The 16,772-nt window shown below is 71.6% G+C and carries 12 protein-coding genes; 8 read left to right on the forward strand and 4 right to left on the reverse strand.

Going from position 1 to position 16,772, the window contains the following annotated elements; genetic code table 11:
- Positions 1-8: 8 nt before the first annotated feature.
- A complete protein-coding gene (locus LZ604_RS00300) occupies positions 9-1,427 on the reverse strand; it encodes an MFS transporter (protein ID WP_234511130.1) in 1,419 nt (472 codons plus the stop codon).
- Positions 1,428-1,817: 390 nt separating this feature from the next.
- Here LZ604_RS00300 and LZ604_RS00305 point away from each other — a divergent pair, with 390 nt between their 5' ends.
- From LZ604_RS00305 to LZ604_RS00325, 5 genes are all read left to right on the forward strand, one after another.
- Positions 1,818-2,744 carry a DUF3027 domain-containing protein gene (locus tag LZ604_RS00305; protein WP_234511133.1) on the forward strand — a complete coding sequence of 309 codons (927 nt, stop codon included), beginning with the start codon at positions 1,818-1,820 and terminating at the stop codon, positions 2,742-2,744.
- A 198-nt stretch (positions 2,745-2,942) separates the two neighbouring features.
- Complete coding sequence (locus LZ604_RS00310) at positions 2,943-6,092, forward strand: sacsin N-terminal ATP-binding-like domain-containing protein (protein ID WP_234511136.1); 3,150 nt, start codon at positions 2,943-2,945, stop codon at positions 6,090-6,092.
- A gap of 149 nt (positions 6,093-6,241) precedes the next feature.
- Positions 6,242-7,165 carry a hypothetical protein gene (locus LZ604_RS00315; protein ID WP_234511139.1) on the forward strand — a complete coding sequence of 308 codons (924 nt, stop codon included), beginning with the start codon at positions 6,242-6,244 and terminating at the stop codon, positions 7,163-7,165.
- 563 nt (positions 7,166-7,728) lie between these two features.
- On the forward strand, positions 7,729-8,211 hold the full coding sequence (locus LZ604_RS00320; protein ID WP_234511141.1) for a hypothetical protein: 483 nt from the start codon (positions 7,729-7,731) through the stop codon (positions 8,209-8,211).
- Positions 8,212-8,318: 107 nt separating this feature from the next.
- Positions 8,319-9,890, forward strand: a complete 1,572-nt coding sequence (locus tag LZ604_RS00325) for an FG-GAP-like repeat-containing protein (RefSeq protein ID WP_234511143.1) — start codon at positions 8,319-8,321, stop codon at positions 9,888-9,890.
- A gap of 61 nt (positions 9,891-9,951) precedes the next feature.
- Here LZ604_RS00325 and LZ604_RS00330 read toward each other — a convergent pair whose 3' ends face one another.
- Together LZ604_RS00330 and LZ604_RS00335 are read right to left on the reverse strand one after the other, a co-directional pair.
- On the reverse strand, positions 9,952-12,345 hold the full coding sequence (locus LZ604_RS00330; protein WP_234511146.1) for an HAD-IC family P-type ATPase: 2,394 nt from the start codon (positions 12,343-12,345) through the stop codon (positions 9,952-9,954).
- 107 nt (positions 12,346-12,452) lie between these two features.
- A complete protein-coding gene (locus LZ604_RS00335) occupies positions 12,453-12,704 on the reverse strand; it encodes a DUF2530 domain-containing protein (protein ID WP_234511148.1) in 252 nt (83 codons plus the stop codon).
- Between the two features lie 251 nt (positions 12,705-12,955).
- Here LZ604_RS00335 and LZ604_RS00340 point away from each other — a divergent pair, with 251 nt between their 5' ends.
- Complete coding sequence (locus LZ604_RS00340; RefSeq protein ID WP_234511150.1) at positions 12,956-14,404, forward strand: NCS2 family permease; 1,449 nt, start codon at positions 12,956-12,958, stop codon at positions 14,402-14,404.
- A gap of 16 nt (positions 14,405-14,420) precedes the next feature.
- Here LZ604_RS00340 and LZ604_RS00345 read toward each other — a convergent pair whose 3' ends face one another.
- Positions 14,421-14,603 (reverse strand): ribbon-helix-helix protein, CopG family, encoded by a 183-nt coding sequence (locus tag LZ604_RS00345; protein ID WP_234511152.1) that lies wholly within the window; start codon positions 14,601-14,603, stop codon positions 14,421-14,423.
- A gap of 193 nt (positions 14,604-14,796) precedes the next feature.
- On the opposite strand from LZ604_RS00345, the gene LZ604_RS00350 reads away from it, so the two are divergent.
- A complete protein-coding gene (locus LZ604_RS00350; RefSeq protein ID WP_234511155.1) occupies positions 14,797-15,234 on the forward strand; it encodes a MarR family winged helix-turn-helix transcriptional regulator in 438 nt (145 codons plus the stop codon).
- Positions 15,235-15,323: 89 nt separating this feature from the next.
- A complete protein-coding gene (locus LZ604_RS00355; protein WP_372482070.1) occupies positions 15,324-16,757 on the forward strand; it encodes an MFS transporter in 1,434 nt (477 codons plus the stop codon).
- Positions 16,758-16,772: the final 15 nt, after the last annotated feature.

Consider the following 16,772-nt stretch of genomic DNA (forward strand, 5'->3'; position numbering starts at 1 on the left):
TCGTGCGATCAGGTGCCCGGGCGCCCGCCGTGCCGGGCCGAGCCGAGCAGGCCCCGTACGGTCGTCAGCCAGCCCGCCGCCACCAGCGCGGCGCCCACCGCGAGCCCCAGCAGCCCGTTCAGCGGCAGCACGATGCCGATCGCGCCGCCCAGCACCCAGGCCATCTGGAGCAGCGTCTCCGAGCGCGCGAACGCCGAGGTCCGCACCGGCTCCGGCACGTCCCGCTGGATCAGCGCGTCCAGCGACAGCTTGGCCAGGGCCTGCGCGCACCCGGCGACCGCCGCCAGGGACGCCACCAGGAACGCGCCGAAGAAGACCGCCGCGGTGATCGCCGTGACCAGCACGACCGCCACGACCGTCACAATGATCACTTCCGGTGCGCGGGATTTCAGCCAGGCGCCGACGGCCGTTCCCAGCGCGTTGCCCGCGCCCGCCGCGGCGCCCACGATCCCGAGCGACACCGCGGCGCTCTCGCCGGTGAGCGGCTGCTGGCGCAGCAGGAAGGCGAGGAAGAAGATCAGGAAGCCGGACAGGCAGCGCAGGGAGGCGTTCGCGGCCAGGGCGTGGGTGACGGCGGGGCCGACCGTGCGCAGCCCGGGGCGGCGCAGGGTGGTCCTGCGGTGCGGCCCGCGCAGGTGTTCGGCGTCCGCCGCGAGCAGCGCGATGTCCTCACCCTTGGCGGAGTCGACCTTCGGGTGCAGCGAGAACGACAGAAACGTCCCCGCGACGAAGATCAGAAATGCTCCGTACAGCGGCCAGGCCGGTCCGATGGCATGCAGGCCGGCACCGACGGGGGCGGCCACGCCGGTGGCGAGGAGACCGCCGAGGGTCACCCGGGAATTGGCCTTCACCAGGGAGAAGCCGGGCGGCAGCAGCCGTGGCACCACGGCGCTGCGGACGACGCCGTACGCCTTGGAGGCCACGAGCACGCCGAGCGCGGCCGGGTACAGCTCCAGGCTGCCGCTCGCGACCGCCCCGGAGATGATCAGTGCGAGCAGGGCGCGGGCGAGCATCGCTCCGGCCATCGCGGCCCTGCGGCCGTGCGGCAGGCGGTCCAGGAGCGGGCCGATCACGGGCGCGAGGACCGTGAACGGGGCCATGGTGATGGCGAGGTAGAGGGCGACGCGTCCGCGGGCCTCGTCGGTCGGCACGGAGAAGAAGACGGTGGAGGCGAGAGCGACGGTGACCATGACGTCACCGGCGCCGTTCACCGCGTGCAGTTCGATCAGCTTCCCGAGCCCGGACTCCCCGGCGCCGTGCGCGTGGGTGACCTTGCGGATGCCGCGCGCGGCACCGGTGACGGGGAGGTGCAGGGCACGGCCGACCGCACGGACGGACCCTGCGAACCGGCCCGAACCGCCCTCCCGGCTGCGCCCTTCGACTCCGCCCACCCCGGCGGCTTCGTGGGACGACCTCGCGGCTGCCACCCCGTCATAGTGCCCCGATAAGGCCGGGGGTAGTGCGGTTACCGCACGGATGGGGGCGTGTGGGAGCGGGCGGCAGGGGCGCGGAACCGGTCATCGTGCCGGAGGTCCGGGAAGCGCGCCGGCGGCGTACCGGCCCGGCACGGAGAGCCCGCGTCCGGCAGAGCGTGGCACTCGGGGTGGGCCCCGGGGCGCGGAGAGGGTAGCGTGCGTAGCGCGCCGTGGCGATTGTTCTCGGCCGCGCGCCTCTCATCCATCCCGCAGAATGGGTGGGGTAGGTGCGCCCGAGCGCGATCGGGCGCGGACGTCGACGCGGTCCGCCGGTCCGCTCCGTCCGCACCCCCAGCCGGGAAGGGCGCACCCGTGAGACGGCGTAGGAGAGAAGCGATACCTGTGAGCGCAGCGACACCGCGAAGCCGCACCCCCGACCGCCTGTGCGCCGAGGCCGTCGACCTCGCCCGCGCCGCCGCCGAGGAGGCCGCCGCGCCCGGCGTCGTCGGCGAGCACGTCGGGTTGGTGTCCGAGGGCGACCGCGTTGTCACGCACTTCTTCGAGTGCAAGGAGCCGGGGTACCGGGGCTGGCGCTGGGCGGTGACCGTCGCGCGGGCGTCCCGCGCGAAGATCGTCACGCTCGACGAGACGGTGCTGCTGCCCGGCCCCGACGCGCTGCTCGCACCGGAGTGGGTGCCGTGGAGCGAGCGGCTGCGCCCGGGCGACCTCGGCCCCGGCGACCTGCTGCCGACCGACGCCGAGGATCTGCGCCTGGAGCCCGGCTTCTCGGGCGAGGAGGAGCCCGGGCCGAACTCCCCGGTCTCCGGCGAGATGGCGGAGCTGGTGGAGGCGGAGGACGTCGAGGTGACCGCGGGCGTTCCCGCGAACCTGCCGATGGCGCCCTCGCGCGGCTCGATCGCGGCGATCGCGGAGGAGCTGGGCATGCGCCGCGCCCGGGTCCTGTCCCGCTACGGCCTGCACACCGCCGCCGACCGCTGGGACGAGGCCTTCGGCCCGAAGACCCCGATGGCACAGGCGGCTCCCGCGTCCTGTGTCAGCTGCGGCTTCCTGGCGCCGATCGGGGGCTCGCTCGGGCAGGCCTTCGGCGTGTGCGCGAACGAGTTCTCCCCGGCCGACGGCCATGTGGTCTCCCTCGCGTACGGCTGCGGCGCCCACTCGGAGGCGGCGGTCATGCCGAAGGCTCCGCAGCCGCCCCCGCCGGTGGTCGACGAGACGAAGGTGGAGCCGTTCCCGCTGCGTCCCTCCCCGGACTCGGGTTCGGTACCGGCGGTGGCGGACGAGTCGGCGGCGGAGCTGGGGCACTCCTAGCCGTCATCCCCGCACGGCCCTGTCCGGGCACGACACGCCCCGGCCCCCGCACGATCCGGTCCGCCCGGCCGCCGGGGGCACTCCCGTCCGGGCTCCGGCGGGGATCCCCGGGCGCAGCCCCCGGCAACGGCTGCCCCGGCAGACGGTACTTTCGTCCCGCGGCAGGCACAGGCACGCCGCGAGAGGGAGAGTGAAAGCGTGAGCGTATTCGTGCGGCCGGCGGCCGAGGGCGCGGACCCGTTCGGAACGGCCCGGCTGCGGCGCGGGGTGCTGGACGCCTGGGCCACCAGCCCGGCCCGGTTCCGCGAGGACGCCAACGCCGAGGAGGACCTGGTACTCGGCGGGTACCGCGACCGCCTGGTGGTCGAGCTCGCGCAGAACGCCGCCGACGCGGCGGCCAGGGCGAAGGTCCCCGGCCGGCTGCGGCTCACCCTCCGCGACGGTGTGCTCGTCGCCGCCAACACCGGCGCTCCCCTGGACGCGGCCGGCGTCGAGTCGCTGTCCACCCTCCGCGCCTCCGCCAAGCGCGAGACCCACGAGCACGCCGTCGGCCGCTTCGGCGTGGGCTTCGCGGCCGTCCTCGCCGTCAGCGACGAGCCCGCCGTCGTCGGCCGGCACGGCGGGGTCCGCTGGTCCCTGGCCGAGGCCCGGGAGCTGGCCACCGAGACCGCCCGGCACAGCCCCGGCCTCGGGGACGAGATCCGCCGCCGCGACGGGCATGTGCCGCTGCTGCGGCTGCCGTTCGCCGCCGAGGGCAGCGCTCCCGACCCGTACGACACCGTCGTCATCCTCCCGCTGCGCGACGCGGCCGCCACCGACCTGGCCGAGCGTCTGCTGCACACCGTCGACGACGCCCTCCTGCTCGCCCTGGCCGGCCTGGAGGAAGTCGTCGTCGAGATCGGCGACCAGGAGGTACGGACTCTGCGCCGCGGCGCCGAGGGCACCGACACCGTGATCGAGGACTCCCGCGACGGCACCACCCGCTGGCGCACCGTCTCCCGGCACGGCCCCCTCACCCCGGACCTCCTCGCCGACCGCCCGGTCGAGGAGCGGCTGCGTCCCCACTGGTCCGTCACCTGGGCCGTCCCCGTGGCGGACGACGGCACCCCCGTGCGGCCCCGTACCGCACCGGTCGTGCACGCCCCCACGCCCAGCGACGAGCCGCTCGGCGTGCCCGCGCTGCTGATCGCCTCGTTCCCGCTGGACACCACCCGTCGCCACGCCGCGCCCGGCCCGCTCACCGACTTCCTGGTGGAGCGCGCGGCCGACTCGTACGCCGAACTCCTCGCCGACTGGCGCCCGGTGAGCCCCGGCGCGATCGACCTGGTGCCGGGTCCGCTGGGCAAGGGCGAGCTGGACGGCGCCCTGCGCCGGGCCGTCCTGGAGCGGCTGCCGCGCACCGCCTTCCTGCCGCCCGCCCATGACCCGGGTGAGGACCCCGAGCTGCCCGAGGCGCTGCGGCCGCGGGACGCCGAGATCGTCGAGGGGGCCGGTGCCGAGACCGTGCGGGTCCTCGCCGAGGTGCTGCCCAGCCTGCTGCCCGCGGGCCTCGAGCGCCGCGCGGAGCTGCGTACGCTGGGCGTCGCCCGGGTTCAGCTGACCGAGGCGGTCGACCGGTTGGCGGGCCTGGAGAAGGAGCCCGACTGGTGGTGGCGGCTGTACGACAGCCTGGCCGGGGTCGACCCGGACCGGCTGACGGGGCTGCCGGTGCCGCTCGCCGGGGACACCTCCCGGGGCTTCGGCACTGGGGCAGGCCGTACGACCATCGGGCCCCGGCAGGTGCTGCTGCCGACCGTCGACGGGCCGCCGGTGACGCCCGAGGTCCTGGCGCGGCTGGGCCTGAAGGTCGCCCACCCGGACGCCGCCCATCCGCTCCTGGAGAAGCTGGGCGCCCTGCCGGCCACCCCGCGTGCCGTGCTCACCACCCCGCAGGTACGGGCCGCCGTCGCCGCCTCCCTCGACGACGAGGGGCCCGGCTGGGACCAGGAGGGCCTGGACGCCGAGGAGCTGGCCGACACCGTGCTCGCCCTGGTCCGGGAGGCCGCGCTCGAGCCCGGTGACGAGCCCTGGCTCGGTGCCCTCGCCCTGCCCGACGAGGACGGCGAGCTCGCGCCCGCCGGGGAACTCGTGCTCCCCGGAAGCCCCTTCGCGAGCGTGCTGCGGGAAGGCGAACTCGCCCTGGTCGACCGGGAGCTGGCCGAGCGCTGGGGCGAACAGCCGCTGACCGCCTGCGGGGTGCTGGCGAACTTCGCCCTGGTCCGTGCCACCGACGTGGTCCTGGACCCCGACGAACTGGAGCCCCGCGACTCGGACTTCGCCGAGCCGGACGACGCCGGACTGCTCGACGCCGTCGACGTGTGGTGCGAGGACGTCCTGGACCGGCTGCACGACACTCCGGTGCCGCCGGTGGCGACCGAGATCGTCGCCGTGCGCGACCTCGACCTCGTCGACGACGGCCGCTGGCCGGCGGCCCTCGCCCTGCTCTCCGAGCCGCCGCTGCGGGACGCGCTCACCCAGCCGGTGCGGATTCTGCTGCCCGACGGCACCCATGAGGTCGTACGGCCGTACACCGCCTGGTGGCTGCGCGGCCACCCGGTGCTCGACGGCCGCCGTCCCGCGGGCCTGCGCGCCGCGGGCGGCGACCCGCTGCTGCGCGGGCTGTACGACGAGGCCGACGCCACCGGCTTCGACGACGAGCAGGTGCTGCGGGCGCTGGGCGTACGCACGTCCGTGGCCGCCCTGCTCGACGAGCCCGGCGGTGCCGCCGAACTGCTCGACCGGCTCGCCGACCCCGAGCGGCCCGTGTCCGCCGCGCAGCTCCACGCCCTCTACACGGCGCTGGCGGACCTCGACCCGGAACAGGTGACCCTGCCGGACGACCTGCGCGCGGTCGCCGACGGCCGGGTGACCGTCGTGGACGCCGCGGACGCGGTGGTCGTCGACTCGCCGGACCTGCTGCCCTTCACCGAGGGCGTCCCACTGCTGCCGGTGCGCCCGACGCGGGCCGCCGATCTCGCGGAGCTGTTCCAGGTGCGGCGGCTGAGCGAGTCGGTGACGGGCGAGGTGACCTCCGAGGGCGCCGAGCACGACGTTCCCGATGCCGTGCGGGTGCTGCTCGGCCCGTCCACGCCGGTCTCGTACGTCGAGCACGAGGAGCTGGTCGTCGACGGCGTGGACATCGACTGGCGGCTGACGTCGGACGGTGTGCTGCACGCCGCCACCCTGGAGGGCGTCGCCGCGGGGCTCGCCTGGGCGGCGGGCCAGTGGCCGCGCCGATTCGAGGTCGCCGCACTCCTGGAGGACCCCTCACGCACGGAGGAGCTGGCCCGGGACCGCTGGTTCGACTGAGGCCGGGTCATGCGGTGACAAAAAGACCGAGCCGCGTACAACGATGTCCTCCGGCCGGCGGTCTGATCATGCGAGTCAACAGACTCCCTAAGACACTCGGGCCCCGCGTGAGCCAACCCGCGGGCCCTTTTCTCCACTTGGGGAACGCCATGCGCATTCGCGCCACCGTGGCCGCCGTCTCCGGCGCCCTGGCCCTTTCCGCCTTCGCCGTACCGGCCGCTCAGGCCGCCGACGTCGCTCCCGCCCACCGCGCGGCCGTCGCGAAGGTCCTGCAGTCCGCCCGCGCCACCTCCGGCAAGCAGGCGTTCACCGCCCGCACCGGCACCTCGGGCGCGCCGTACGCCCTGCACGTCACCTTCTCCAACTTCAAGATCGGCAAGGCGTACAAGGTGGGCACCAACGCCCACGTCTCCATCCCGGTCTCGTACACCCTGACCCACGGCGCCGACGTCGACATCACCTCGCCGGACTTCGAGACGGAGGTCTACCTCTACAAGGGTTCCTACGACAACCCGGACAACTTCCTCATCGGCGATAAGTCGGCCACCTGCACCGCGACCTCGTCGACCGCCGCGACCTGCAAGGGCGCGATCGACGTCTACCCGGCCTACGGGGACCTGGAGAACGCGGACGCCGGCACCTGGGGCGCCGCCGCCGGGGCCATCGACTGGAACGGGCAGCTGAACACGACCGATCCGGATATCTCCAAGGTCGGCGTCGCCGAGCAGGGCGCACTGGGCAAGACCCTGATCCAGCGCAACTCCGCGCTGACGGCCGACGCCTCCCCGGAGCCGGTGAGGAAGGGCGCGACCCTGACGGTCAAGGGCAAGCTCTCCCACGCCGACTGGGAGGCCGACAAGTACACCGGGGACGCCGGCCAGTGGGTGAAGCTGCAGTTCCGCAAGAAGGGCAGCAGCACCTACACCACGCTGAAGACCATGAAGACGGACAGCGCGGGCAATCTGAAGACCACGGTCAAGGCGTCCGTCGACGGCTACTTCCGCTACTCCTTCGCGGGTACCTCGACCACGCCGGCGGTCAACGCCGCGGGTGACTTCGTCGACGTGAGGTAGATCTCCGCCGCACCAAGGCCGCCTCGCCGGGATCCCGGCGAGGCGGCCGTTTTTTCATGAATGCGAGCCGCCGAATTCAGGGAATGGGCGGCGCAACGCCGGTGATCCGTGCAATCGAATCCGATTTAAGGGTGCCGTGGGCGGCGGGGCGAGGTCCGGCCGGAACGATGTCCGGTTACTCCCCCTTGGGGGCATACCGGTCGCGGTCTCGTGATGGCTTGTTGAGCAGGGCGTGGAGGTGTTGTATTGACGAACAGTGAGGCTTTGACTAACGTATGACCCGCCTTTGCCCCGCCTGACCAGCGGTGGCTTTCGGCCAAGGGGGTTTCACCACTCGCGCCTTTCCGTCTGTCAAGTCGCTGGCGCCTTGAGTTCTGACGCAATCACGGGGGTTTGTTTTGAGGCGTCTCCAGCATCGCGGACCTGCCTGCCATCATCCGGCACTCGCCTGACTTTCTTCGGCGTATCCGCAGGCTTTTCGTTCATTACATCCGGGCGGGTTCCTCTCTTCGTCGACCCGCTTCCGAAAGGACTTTCGCGTGCCTTTCCGAGCCCGAAAAATCATGGTATCCGCGGTTGTGGCCGGGTTCGCCACGGTAGGGGGCGTATCCATCGCCGCCGCCGACGACCCGCCCACGCCGCCGTCCTCCTCCACGCCGCCCCTCGCGGTCGAGGACTACGGATATCCCTCCGCGGACCGCATCCTGGTGGAGAAGGGGATCAAGCTGAAGCAGGGCGACGGCCACATCCTGCTGGCCGACTGCGACCAGGCCGCCCAGCAGATCCGCGTGATGACCGTCAAGGACGACTCCGTCGGCCGCCAGGGCACCTACTGCTTCAGGACCATCGGCAAGACCGGCCGCCTCACGCTCGAACTCCCCCGGGTGTTCTTCATCGAGGCCGCGGACCACCCGGTCAGCGCGGACCTCACCGCCAACGGCGCCACCACGACGGTCAACGTGCCGAAGGGCGAGTCCCAATCCGTCGGCGAAGGCACCGGCGGAGGTGCCAGGTCGGTGCTCCTCGAGCTCCGCGTCACCGGCTGACCGACCGCCCCCGCGCAGCCACCCCCCACCTTCCGTGCGCGACACGACGCACGGATCCGACACGCCTTCTGCACCCGCAGAAACAAGCCCTGTGATTCGAGGAAAACGTGACTCATCCCCGTTCGCGCGGGAAGCGCACGGCCTGGACGGCCGGTGTCCTGACGGCCGGTCTCGCCACCGGACTGCTGATGGCGCCCCCGGCCCAGTCCGTCAACGGTGACCAGGTCCAGGACGGCACCGACCAGTTCGCGGTCAAGCTCCACATCGCCTACGGCGCAGACAACGAACGCGGCTGCTCCGGCACCCTGGTCGACCCCCAGTGGGTGCTCACCGCCGCCAGCTGCTTCGCCGCCGATCCCCAGAAGGCGTCCCAGCTCAAGGCCGGCGAGCCTCCGTACACCACCGTGGTGACCACCGACGGCAACCGGCCCGGCCCGGATGCGCTGCTGAAGCAGAAGGTCACCGAGCTCGTCCCGCACCCCGACCGTGACCTGGTCATGGCGCGCATCAACAACCCGGTCACGTTCGACAACCCGCTGGACGGCCCGTTCCCGGACATCGACGAGGCCAAGCTCGACACCACCGCACCGGTCCAGGGCGACCAGCTCAGGGCGGTCGGGTTCGGACGCACCAAGGACGAGTGGGTCCCCGGCCGGGCGCACACCGGTTCCTTCACCGTGGACACCGTGAACGCCTCGACCCTCGCGATCTCCCCGGCCAACGGCGGTGGCGCCCTCTGCCAGGGCGACGCGGGCGGCCCGGTCCTCAACGCGAGGGGCAACCTGATCGGCGTGGTCAACGCCTCCTGGAACGGCGGCTGCTTCGGCACCGAGGAGACCCGTACCGGAGCCGTCGCCTCGCGCGTCGACGACATCGCGGGCTGGGTGCAGCAGGTCCGGCTCACGCCCCGCAAGGACTTCCTCACCGACGCCGTCACGGCAGCGGACTTCAACGGCGACGGGCGCACGGACATCGCGGCCGTGCTGACCCGCGGCCCCGCGCACGTCTTCTACGGCCGCCCCGACGGCAAGCTGGAGTACGGCACCTTCCTGCCCGGCCTCGGCCGTCCCAACCAGAAGCAGATCGTCGCGGGCGACTTCAAGGAGGGCGCGGGGCTCGAGGTGGTCACCGTCGAGGACGACGGCGACCTCTACATGGGCGAGCGGCGCTCCTGGGCCCAGAACCTGTGGACCCGGCCCAAGCTGTGGTCCGACTCGGCCTGGAAGGACGGCCTGCCGGTCGCCACCCTCCACAGCAAGACCCCGGGGCGCGACACCCTGCTGTTCCAGTGGCCCGACGGCTCCCTCTACACGTACAAGAGGGACGCGAGCGGCAACCTGGTCAACCAGAAGAAGGCCATGTGGCCGGACAAGACCTGGAAGATGAAGCACATCGCCACCGGTGACTTCAACGAAGACGGCCGTGACGACATCGCCGCCGTCGGGGCCGACGGCGCCTTGAACCTCTACCCGGGCAAGGCCGACGGAACCTTCGACAAGGCCCGTTCGATGTTCCCCGACAAGAGCTGGGGCAGCATGCGGGCCGTGCTGGGCGGCGACTTCGACGGCGACGGCAAGGCGGACCTGGCCGCCCTGTGGTCCAACGGCGACCTGCGCTGGTACGCGGGCGACGGCAAGGGCAAGGTGGCGGCCGGCAAGAGCATGTGGCCCACGGTCTAGTCCCCGGCAGGACGCTCGTGTCGGGCGGGCCCTCTGGGCGGGCCTCTCTACGCGGGCCCCGCTAGGCGGGCACGCGGCGGTCGACCCACTTCCAGACGGATTCCAGGGCGGCCGCCGCGACCGCTGCGATCCCCACCGCCACCCAGGGGATCGTGACGCCGACCAGCTTCAGCGCGAAGAAGTGCTGGAGCGCGGGCACGGCCAGCACGAACAGGAACGCCAGGCCCATCGCGGCCACCAGGGAGATCCGCCACCAGGTGTAGGGACGTGCGACGATCGCCAGCACCCACATCGTGATCAGGAAGAGCGTGAGGGTCGCCGCGCTGGTCTCCGCTTCCAGCGAGCCGGGTCCCGAGTAGTGCTGACGGGCGATCAGATAGGTGGCGAAGGTCGCGACGGCCGCCATCACCCCGCCCGGGATCGAGTACCGCATGACCCGCCGTACGAAGTGGGGCCTGGCCCGCTCCTTGTTGGGGGCCAGCGCCAGGAAGAAGGCCGGCACACCGATCGTCAGGGTCGACAGCAGGGTCAGGTGCCGGGGGAGAAACGGGTACTCCACCTGCGAGCACACCACCAGCACCGCCAGCAGCACCGAGTAGACCGTCTTCACCAGGAAGAGGGTGGCGACCCGGGTGATGTTCCCGATCACCCGCCGGCCCTCACCGACCACCGACGGCAGTGTCGCGAAGCTGTTGTCGAGCAGCACGATCTGTGCCACGGCCCGTGTCGCCTCCGAGCCCGAACCCATCGAGACGCCGATGTCCGCGTCCTTGAGGGCGAGCACGTCGTTCACACCGTCGCCCGTCATCGCCACCGTGTGCCCGCGCGACTGGAGGGCGCCCACCATGTCCCGCTTCTGCTGCGGGGTGACCCGTCCGAACACGGTGCCCTTGTCCAGCGACTTGGCCATCTCCGCCTGGTTGGGGGGAAGGCGGCGGGCGTCCAGGACCCGGCCGGCGATGCCGAGCTTCCCGGCCACCGCGCCCACGGACACCGCGTTGTCGCCGGAGATCACCTTGGCGCGGACGTTCTGGTCGGCGAAGTAGCGCAGGGTGTCGGCGGCGTCCGGGCGCAGTCGCTGCTCGAGGACGACCAGGGCGGTGGGCCGGGTGCCCTCCTTGACCCGGTGGTCGTCGAGCTCCCGGGAGGTGCGGGCCAGCAGCAGCACGCGCAGCCCCTGTTCGTTCAGACGCTCGGTCTCGGCCAGGGCCGGGTCGTCGGGGTTCAGCAGGACGTCCGGGGCGCCCAGGAGCCAGGTGCTGGCCTCGCCGTTGCCCTCGCTGAAGGACGCGCCGCTGTACTTGCGGGCGGAGGAAAAGGGCAGGGCCTCGGTGCAGCGCCAGTCCTCGCTGTCCGGGTAGGCGTCGATGATCGCCTGGAGGGAGGCGTTCGGGCGCGGGTCGGACTCGCCGAGCGCGCCGAGGACCTTGCGTATGTACGTCTCGTCGGCGCCCTGGAGCGGCCGCAGCTCGGTGACGTCCATGCCGCCCTCGGTGAGCGTCCCCGTCTTGTCCAGGCAGACCGTGTCGACGCGGGCGAGGCCCTCGATGGCGGGCAGTTCCTGGACGAGGACCTGTTTGCGCCCCAGCCGGATGACGCCGATGGCGAAGGCCACGGAGGTCAGCAGGACGAGTCCCTCGGGGACCATGGGCACGATGCCGCCGACCGTGCGGGCGACGGAGTCCTTGAACCCGTGCTGCTTGACCACGAGCTGGCTGATGACGAGGCCGATCGCGGTCGGGACCATCATCCACGTCACGTACTTGAGGATCGTGGAGATACCGCTGCGCAGCTCGGAGTGGACGAGCGTGAACCGGGCCGCCTCCTCGGCGAGCTGGACGGCGTACGCCTCGCGTCCCACCTTGGTCGCCCGGAAGGCGCCGCCCCCGGCGACGACGAAGCTTCCGGACATGACGGGGTCCCCGGCCCGTTTGACGACGGGATCGGCCTCACCGGTCAGCAGTGACTCGTCGATCTCCAGTCCGTCGGTCTCGACGCTGATGCCGTCGACCACGATCTTGTCGCCGGGTCCGATCTCGATGATGTCGTCGAGCACGATCTCGGAGGTGCCGATCTCGGCGGCCACCCCGTCCCGGCGCACCGTCGGCCTCGCCTCGCCGATCACCGCGAGCGAGTCCAGGGTCTTCTTGGCGCGCCACTCCTGGATGATGCCGATGCCGGTGTTGGCGATGATCACGTAGCCGAAGAGGGTGTCCTGGAACGGCGCCACGAACAGCATGATCAGCCAGAGCACGCCGATGATCGCGTTGAAGCGGGTGAAGACGTTGGCGCGGACGATCTCGCCCAGGGAGCGGCTGCTGCGGACGGGGATGTCGTTGACGTCACCGCGGGCGACCCGCTCGGCCACCTCGGCGGCGGACAGTCCCCGTGTCCGCCCGGGTACGGGGGCGGGGTGCACGGGATCGAGTTCGGCGCCCGCGTCGATGTGGGTCATGCATTCGACGTTACGTGCGGATGTGCGCCCTCACCCCTTGAGCGCCTCGAAGATCCGACCCGGGGAGGAGGGCTCTCGTGCGGTGGTCGTACGTGACAGCCCCCGAACTACCGCTCGGCAGCAGCCCTCTTGATGGCCGCGTCCCGCCTGCGCACGTACCAGATGCCGACGCAGCCGAGCCCGGCGCCCGCCAGACACGTCCACAGCCACCAGGTGTGCCCGTGGTCGGCGAACCAGCCGTAGAACGGCAGCTGGACCAGGAACAGGACGAACCAGAGGATCGTGCCGCCGGTGATGGTGGCGACCACGGGGCCCTCCAGGGGCTCCGGCGCCTCGTGCTTGGGGGTCCACTTCGCCATGTGCACAGCTTACGAGGGCCCGGCACGGCTGCCGGGGGCGCACCCCGGGGCCTTGTCCCCCAAGGGTCTACGCGCGGAGATAGCGATCTGCGCCTTATATGTTCATACTGAAACGGTTCGAGTCTGGCCGCTTATGTTCGTATGAATCGCCAACAGCATCGTGGGGGAGACGTGCTGGCGATCATGCGAGGGCGAGACTCGATTCGTCTGTAAGCGTCCATCCGCAGTCCCCCGCATCCCTGAGGTTCCGCATGTCCACCTCGGCCCCCGCCAAGGCCGCTCCGCAGCAGCCGGGCACCCGGCCCCCGTCCGGTGCCCTCGACCGCTACTTCAAGATCTCCGAACGGGGCAGCACGCTCCCGCGCGAGATCCGGGGCGGTTTCGCCACCTTCTTCGCGATGGCGTACATCATCGTGCTGAACCCGATCATCCTCGGCAGCGCGAAGGACATGTACGGGCACCACCTGGACCACGGCCAGCTGGTCACCGCGACCGCCCTGACCGCCGCCTTCACCACGCTGCTCATGGGGGTGATCGGCAATGTCCCGATCGCGCTCGCGGCCGGTCTCGGCGTGAACACGGTCGTCGCCCTCCAGCTCGCCCCGCGCATGTCGTGGCCGGACGCGATGGGCATGGTCGTCCTCGCCGGTTTCGTGGTGATGCTGCTGGTCGCCACCGGTCTGCGCGAGCGGGTGATGAACGCGGTGCCGCTCGGTCTGCGCAAGGGCATCGCGATCGGCATCGGCCTGTTCATCATGCTGATCGGCCTCGTGGACTCCGGCTTCGTCACCCGTATTCCGGACGTCGCGCAGACCACGGTCCCGCTTCAGCTCGGCACCGGCGGACATCTCACCGGCTGGCCGGTCCTGCTGTTCGTCCTCGGCACGCTGCTCACCTTCGCGCTGATCGTCCGCAAGGTGCCGGGTGCGATCCTGATCTCGATCGTCGCGATGACGGTCCTCGCGGTGGTCGTCAACGCGGTCGCCCAGATCCCCTCCTGGGGTCTGACCGTCCCGAAGTGGCCGGGCAACCCGGTCGCCAGCCCCGACTTCGGCCTGATCGGCAAGGTCAGCCTGTTCGGCGGCTTCGGCAAGGTCGGCGTCCTGACCGGAATCCTCTTCGTCTTCACGGTCCTGCTGTCGTGCTTCTTCGACGCGATGGGCACGATCATGGGCATCGGCGACGAGGCCAAGCTCACGGACGCCGAGGGCTATATGCCGGGCATGAACAAGGTGCTCTTCGTCGACGGCATCGCGGTCGCGGCGGGCGGTGCCAGCTCCTCCTCGGCCACCACCTGCTTCGTGGAGTCCACGGCGGGCGTCGGCGAGGGTGCTCGCACGGGCTTCGCGAACGTCGTCACGGGTGCCCTCTTCGCCGTGGCCCTCTTCCTCGCCCCGGTCGCCACGATGGTCCCCTCCCAGGCGGCCACCCCGGCGCTGGTCGTGGTCGGCTTCCTGATCCTGTCCCACTCGGTCAAGGAGATCGACTGGGCGGACTACACGATCGCCGTCCCGGCCTTCGTGACGATGCTGATGATGCCCTTCACGTACTCGATCACCAACGGCATCGGCATGGGCTTCATCACCTTCGTGGTGCTGCGCCTGGCCGCGGGCCGCGCCCGCGAGATCCCCGTCGCGATGTACGTGGTGTCGGCGGTGTTCGCCTTCTACTACCTGATGCCGGCGCTGGGTCTGACCTGACCGGCTCCCGGCGGGGTCAGCCGACCCCGTAGAACCTCTCCGTCTCCTCGACGGCGGCCCGGAACCGCTCGTCGAAGTCACTCCGAATGAGCGTCCGGACGACATAGTCCTGGACGCTCATTCCTCTTCTGGCGGCGTGCCGGCGGAGCCGTTCGAGCAGCTCCCCGTCTATCCGCACGCTGAGCACGCTGGTTCCCATGCGTACGAGGGTCGCCGGATCCCTGTGGGCGGTGTGTCACGTTCCCCCGCCGGATCACTCATTCGGGTGATCTGTGCTGTTCGGCGGTTTCCCCGGGGGTCCCGGAGTCGTACGGCCGGCAGTGGCCGGAGTCACCCCGGAGCCGGTGTGTCGCGGTGTTCTTTAGGGAAAGTAATGAGTTACCCTAAAGAGCATGGCTGACCTGAACCATGGCGACGACGCTGCCGCCGTGAACGCTCTTCGCTCCGCTGTGATGCGCCTCTCGCGCCGGCTCAAGCACCAGCGGGTGGACGAGTCGCTGAGCCCCACCGAGATGTCGGTGCTCGGCACCCTGTCCCGCTGCGGCTCCGCCACGCCCGGCGAGCTCGCCCGCAAGGAGCACGTCCAGCCGCCGTCGATGACCCGCATCGTGGCACTGCTGGAGAGCAAGGGCCTGGTCAGGCTGGAGCCGCACCCCGAAGACCGGCGCCAGAAGGTGGTCACCCAGACCGAGCGGGCCGAGGCGATGCTCGAGGAGAGCCGCCGCAAGCGGAACGCGTTCCTGGCCGGCCTGGTCGAGGGCCTGGACGAGGACGAGTGGGCGAAGCTCCGCGCGGCCGCCCCCGTCCTGGAAAAGCTCGCGCATCTGTGACGTTGGGCGTCCCCGCCGGACGCCCACCCTCCCGGACGCGGCCCCACCCGCGTAGGTACGAAGCCGTCATCGCAAGGAGGCGAACCCCTTTGAGTACGGGAACCGGAGCAGCTTCCGCCCCCGCACCAGCCACCCACGACTCCCTGTCCACCCTCCCCGAAGGCCCCGGGCGTCCCGGGCGCCCGGAGCCCCCCACGGATTCCGGGGGGTCCGACCCCGCCGAACGGGCCGGGACGCGCGCGTCCTCGATGTTCGGCTCCCTGCGGGTCCGCAACTACCGGCTCTTCTTCCTGGGCCAGGTCGTCTCCAACACCGGCACCTGGATGCAGCGCATCGCACAGGACTGGCTGGTGCTGAGCCTGACCGGTTCCTCCACCGCCGTCGGTGTCACCACGGCACTGCAGTTCCTGCCGATGCTCCTCTTCGGGCTGTACGGCGGAGTCCTCGTCGACCGGCTCCCCAAGCGACCGACCCTCCTGGCCACACAGTCCGCGATGGGCGCGACGGGCCTCGTCCTGGCCTTCCTGACCCTCTCCGGCCACGTCCAGGTCTGGCATGTGTACGTCGCCGCCTTCGCCGCCGGACTCGCCACGGTCCTGGACAACCCCGCCCGTCAGTCCTTCGTCTCGGAGATGGTCGGCCCCCGGCAGCTGCAGAACGCGGTCAGCCTGAACTCGGCGAACTTCCAGTCCGCCCGCCTGGTCGGCCCGGCGGTCGCGGGCGTCCTGATCACCGGCGTCGGCACGGGCTGGGCCTTCCTGTTCAACGGCCTGTCCTTCCTCGCCCCCATCGCCGGACTGCTGCTGATGCGCGCCCGCGAGCTGCATGTCGTGGAGCGCGCCCCGCGTGGCAAGGGCCAGCTTCGCGAGGGGCTGCGCTATGTCGCCGGACACCCGGAACTGATCTGGCCGATCGTCCTGGTCGGCTTCATCGGCACCTTCGGCTTCAACTTCCCGGTGTGGCTGTCGGCCTACGCGGACGACGTCTTCCACGCGGGCGCCGGCGCCTACAGCCTCTTCAACACGCTGATGGCGCTCGGCTCGCTGACCGGCGCGCTGCTCGCCGCCCGCCGCGGCACGGCCCGGCTGCGGGTGCTGATCGCGGCGGCGGCGATGTTCGGCGCGCTGGAGATCGTGGTGGCCGGTGCCCCGTCGCTGTGGCTGTTCGCGCTGCTGATGGTCCCGATCGGCGTCTTCGGACTGACGGTGAACGTCACGGCGAACACGGCCGTCCAGATGGGCACCGATCCGGCGATGCGCGGCCGCGTCATGGCCCTGTTCATGATGGTCTTCATGGGTGGTACGCCCCTGGGGGCACCCGTGGTCGGCTGGATCACGGACGCGTACGGCGCCCGCATCGGCTTCGCCCTGGGCGGTCTGATCTCGCTGGCGGCGGCCGTGATCATCGGCCTGGTCCTGGCCAGGGCCGGCGACCTGCGCCTGTCGGTCGCCTGGAGCCACGGCCATCCGCAGGTCCGCTTCGTCCCGCGCGAGCGCCAGGAGGAGCTGGCGACGGCGGCGTAGACCCGGCCCCCCGAA

Origin of the sequence: Streptomyces glomeratus (assembly GCF_021462825.1) — a bacterium.
GTDB classification, from domain to species: domain Bacteria; phylum Actinomycetota; class Actinomycetes; order Streptomycetales; family Streptomycetaceae; genus Streptomyces; species Streptomyces glomeratus.